The organism is Actinomadura logoneensis (genome assembly GCF_003428695.1).
GTDB classification, from domain to species: Bacteria; Actinomycetota; Actinomycetes; order Streptosporangiales; family Streptosporangiaceae; genus Spirillospora; species Spirillospora logoneensis.
Window position 1 is genome coordinate 1 of record NZ_QURH01000748.1, and the last position, 3,754, is coordinate 3,754.

4 protein-coding genes are annotated in these 3,754 nt (G+C 72.7%); 3 read left to right on the top strand and 1 reads right to left on the bottom strand.

All coding sequences use genetic code 11. The annotated features are described in order from the left end of the window. Positions 1 to 459 (top strand): methyltransferase (locus DZF91_RS26635; protein WP_268915981.1); only part of this gene is annotated, 459 nt, incomplete at its 5' end. Between the two features lie 51 nt (positions 460 to 510). After that, the gene (locus tag DZF91_RS26640; protein ID WP_117359923.1) at positions 511 to 1,278 is read left to right on the top strand and encodes an AfsR/SARP family transcriptional regulator; all 768 of its coding nucleotides are present in this window, start codon (positions 511 to 513) and stop codon (positions 1,276 to 1,278) included. Positions 1,279 to 1,311: 33 nt separating this feature from the next. Here the strand turns inward: DZF91_RS26640 and DZF91_RS26645 are convergent, their stop codons facing one another. Continuing rightward, positions 1,312 to 1,836 carry a flavin reductase family protein gene (locus tag DZF91_RS26645; protein ID WP_117359924.1) on the bottom strand — a complete coding sequence of 175 codons (525 nt, stop codon included), beginning with the start codon at positions 1,834 to 1,836 and terminating at the stop codon, positions 1,312 to 1,314. A gap of 160 nt (positions 1,837 to 1,996) precedes the next feature. On the opposite strand from DZF91_RS26645, the gene DZF91_RS26650 reads away from it, so the two are divergent. Beyond that, on the top strand, positions 1,997 to 3,595 hold the full coding sequence (locus tag DZF91_RS26650) for a tryptophan halogenase family protein (RefSeq protein ID WP_117359925.1): 1,599 nt from the start codon (positions 1,997 to 1,999) through the stop codon (positions 3,593 to 3,595). The last annotated feature ends 159 nt before the right edge of the window (positions 3,596 to 3,754 follow it).

Genomic DNA, 3,754 nt, shown 5'->3' on the forward strand with positions numbered 1-3,754 from the left:
CCGCGCGGGCTGCTGTTCGACCTGCCGGCCGCGCTGCCCGCCGCGCGTGCGGCGCTCGAGGCGGCCGGGGTGGCGGACCGCTGCGAGCTGGTCCCCGCCGACCACGGCGTGGAGGTGCGGCCCGGCGCGGACCTGTACCTGCTCAACCACCTTGTCCGGGACCACGGCGACGCGGCGGCCGAGGCGCTGCTGCGGCGCTGCCGGGACGCCATGGCGGACGGCGCGCGGGTGCTGGTGCTGGAGACCGTCCTGCCGGACGTGCTCGGCCCGGAGGACTCGGTGTCCTACGGGCTGACCGACCTCAACAACCTCGTCTACACCGGCGGGCGCGAGCGGACCGCGGCGGAGTACCGGACGCTGCTCGCGGCGGCCGGGTTCGCGCACGTCTCGACCACCGCCGTCCCGGCCGTCCCCGGCCTGCCCGACTACGCCGCCATCGAGGCCGTCCCGGCCCGCTGAGAGCGCCGGCCGGGCAGCGGGCCGCAGAGAGAGGCGGCGGAAAGGAGAGCGATGGAGTACCTGATCCTCGGTCCCGTCGAGGTGCGGGACCGCGACACCGTGACGCCGCTGGACGGCGCGAAGCAGCGCACCGTCCTCGCGGCCCTGCTGCTGGCGGACGGGCGGCTCGTCGCGGACGCGGAGCTGAGCGGCCTGCTGTGGGGGACGCGTCCGCCCGCGACGTTCACCGCGCAGATCTACAACCACGTGTCCCGGCTGCGCAAGGCGCTCGGGCCGGGCGCGGGCATCGTCCGCCGCTCCCCCGGCTACCAGCTCGCGGACGGCGGCGGACGGCTCGACCTGCGCGAGTTCGAGCGGCTCGCCGCGGCCGGGCAGAACGCCCTGCGCGCGGGGCGGCACGCGGAGGCGGGCGAGCTGATCCGGCGGGGCCTGGCGCTGTGGCGCGGGCCCGCGCTCGCCGACGTGTCCGAGCATCTGGCGGCGGCCGAGGCGCCGCGGCTGGAGGAGGCGCGCTGCGTGGCGCTGGAGGGCCTGGTGGAGGCGGAGCTCGCGCTCGGGCGGCACGACCGGGTGCTGCCGGAGCTGACCGGGCTGGTCGCGCGGTACCCGCTGCGCGAGCGGTTCCAGGCGCTGCTGATGACGGCGCTGTACCGGTGCGACCGGCAGGCCGAGGCGCTGGCCGTGTTCGACCGCAGCCGCCGGATGCTCGCCGAGGACCTCGGCCTCGAACCCGGGCGGCTGCTGCGCGAGGTGCAGCGCGCGATCCTCACCGGCGACCCGGCGCCGCTCGGCCCGGCCGGCCTCATGACGGCCTCATGACGGGCTGAGGACGGCCTGAGGACGCGCGGCGCGTCAGGCGGGCGGCCAGGCGCCGTACCGGCGCCGCCCGTACAGCAGCGGCGCGCGCTCGGACCGCCGCGTCACCCGGTAGACCTCGCCGAAGACCACGGTGTGGTCGCCGACGGGCAGCGGCATGCGGATCGTGCAGTCGGCGACGGTGTGCGCGTCGTCCAGCAGGTGCGGGCCGGCGGCGTCGCCCTCGGCCCGCCAGGCGACCCGGTGGAACCGCTCCGGGTCGCCGGACGCGAACAGCTCGGCGGTCGAGCGCGCGTCCTCGTGCAGCAGGTTCACCGCGAACACGCCGCGCAGCAGGACGGCGGCGAGCGTCGGGCTGGCCGCCCGCAGGCAGACCAGCAGGGTCGGCGGGTCGAGCGCGACGCTGCACAGCGAGGAGCAGGTCATCCCGCGGGCCGAGCCGTCCGGCTCGATCGCGGTCACCACGGCGACGCCGGACGGGAAGCCGCCCATCATCGCGCGGAAGCGCTCGCCGGTGGCCGGTTCGGCGGACTGCACGACGGTCGCGATCGGGTCGCTCATGACGCCAGCCTCGCGCACCCTCCTATGCGTTCCCCATCGCCGTTCCATATCTCCGGAGAAGGTGGTCGGCATGGAAAAAATATGGACCCGCGTGCGACGGTGAGGCGAGGGACCCTTACCTCCCCGTTTTCCCTTTCCCCCGACCGAGAGAGAGCGTGACATGGGCGACGAGAGAATTCGGAGAATCGTCGTGCTGGGCGGCGGAACCGCGGGCTGGATGGCGGGCTCCTATCTCGCCAAGGCGCTCGGGACCGCGGTGGACATCACCGTCCTGGAGGCCCCGGCGATTCCGCGGATCGGGGTCGGCGAGGCCACCATCCCGAATCTGCACAAGGTGTTCTTCGACTTCCTCGGCATCCCCGAGGACGAGTGGATGCGCGAGTGCAACGCCAGCTTCAAGATGGGCGTCCGGTTCATCAACTGGCGCACGCCGGGCACGGGCGAGGCGACCGCGCGCACCCTCCCGGACGGGCGGCCCGACCGCTTCGACCACCTCTTCGGCATCCTGCCCGACCACGAGAACCTGCCGCTATCGCACTACTGGACGTACCGGCGGCTCAGGGGCGAGACCGACGAGCCGTTCGACCACGCGTGCTACGCCCAGCCCCCCGTCCTCGACCGCAAGCTCGCGCCGCGCTTCCGGGACGGCCGCCGGTGGGCCAGCTACGCCTGGCACTTCGACGCGAGCCTGGTGGCGGACTTCCTGCGCCGCTTCGCGACCGGCAAGCAGGGCGTCACGCACGTCGAGGACAGGTTCACGCACGCCGACCTCGACCACCGCGGCATGATCACCGCGATCCACACCGAGTCCGGCCGCCGGCTCGAGGCGGACCTGTTCGTGGACTGCTCGGGCTTCCGCAGCCTGCTCATCAACCAGGTCATGCGCGAGCCGTTCCTCGACATGAGCGACCACCTGCTCAACGACAGCGCGGTCGCGACGTCGATCCCGCACGACGACGAGAAGAACGGGGTCGAGCCGTACACCTCGGCGATCGCGATGTCGTCCGGCTGGACGTGGCGGATCCCGATGCTCGGCCGGTTCGGCACCGGCTACGTGTACTCCAGCCGGTTCCAGGACCAGGACCGGGCGACCGAGGAGTTCTGCCGGATGTGGGGTCTGGACCCCGGGACCCAGCAGCTGAACCAGATCCGGTTCCGGGTCGGCCGGAACCGGCGCGCGTGGGTGCGCAACTGCGTCGGGATCGGGCTCTCCTCGTGCTTCCTGGAGCCGCTGGAGTCGACCGGGATCTACTTCATCTACGCGTCGCTCTACCAGCTCGTGAAGCATTTCCCGGACAAGCGGTTCGAGCCGGTCCTGCTCAACCGGTTCAACCACGAGATCGAGAAGATGTTCGACGACACGCGCGATTTCATCCAGGCGCACTTCGGATTCGCGCCGCGCGACGACACGCCGTTCTGGCGGGCCTGCAAGGAACTCGAACTCGCGCCCGAGTTCCAGGAGAAGGTCGCCATGTACAAGGCGGGCCTGGGCGTCGAGCTGCCCATCACCGACGAGTCGAACTACTACGGCAACTTCGAGGCCGAGTTCCGCAACTTCTGGAGCAACGCGAACTACTACTGCGTGTTCACCGGGCTCGACTTCCTGCCCGACCACCCGCTGCCCGCGATGGCGCTGCGGCCGGAGACGGTCGACTCGTCCCAGGCGATCTTCGCCGAGGTGAAGCGGCGGCAGGCGGAGCTGGTCGAGACGCTGCCGTCCACCTACGAGTACCTGCGCATGCTCCACCACGGCGGCTAGGACATGGCGGCGACGGAGTTCCTCGGCCGCGGCGGGCATCTGCTCGCGGTGCTCGCCGTGGTGCTGCTGGTCGCGCTCGCGGGCCGCCGGGCGGCCCGCGCGGCGCGGCAGCCGGAGGTGATCGGCGAGCTGACGGCCGGGCTGCTCGCCGGGCCGGCC

Bases quoted from the DNA above. Each gene is read 5' to 3' on its own strand.
- DZF91_RS26640 (WP_117359923.1), top strand. From the start codon at position 511: ATGGAGTACCTGATCCTCGGTCCCGTCGAGGTGCGGGACCGCGACACC.
- DZF91_RS26645 (WP_117359924.1), bottom strand. From the start codon at position 1,836: ATGAGCGACCCGATCGCGACCGTCGTGCAGTCCGCCGAACCGGCCACC.
- DZF91_RS26650 (WP_117359925.1), top strand. From the start codon at position 1,997: ATGGGCGACGAGAGAATTCGGAGAATCGTCGTGCTGGGCGGCGGAACC.